The organism is Saezia sanguinis, from assembly GCF_003991585.1.
In the GTDB taxonomy this organism is placed as follows: domain Bacteria; phylum Pseudomonadota; class Gammaproteobacteria; order Burkholderiales; family Burkholderiaceae_C; genus Saezia; species Saezia sanguinis.
The window spans coordinates 1-251 of sequence record NZ_PQSP01000149.1 but is presented as its reverse complement, the minus strand read 5'-3'; the positions used below and the strand labels follow the sequence as shown (position 1 = coordinate 251).

Sequence of the window (251 nt, the reverse complement as noted above, 5' to 3'; positions counted from 1 at the left end):
CAGCCGATGTGCACAACGTCGCGTTCAGCAAACCGCCTATCGGGAAACGCGGCTACAACGAGGACGAAGTCGATGCTTTCCTGGATCTGGTGGAGCAGGAACTTTCCCGGTTGATCGAGGAGAACGCCGACCTTCGCCAGCGGGTTGCCGAACTCGATGCCGAATTGGCCGACGCCAAGTCCGGCCGCGGCCCGGTTCTGGGCAAACCGGTACAGCAGGCCCCCCCTCCGGAACCGATCAAACCCCCGGTC

At 63.3% G+C, this 251-nt stretch carries 1 protein-coding gene; it reads left to right on the top strand.

Going from position 1 to position 251, the window contains the following annotated elements; genetic code table 11:
* The coding region (locus tag CUZ56_RS15295; RefSeq protein WP_204250971.1) for a DivIVA domain-containing protein at positions 1–251 on the top strand (251 nt) is incomplete at both ends.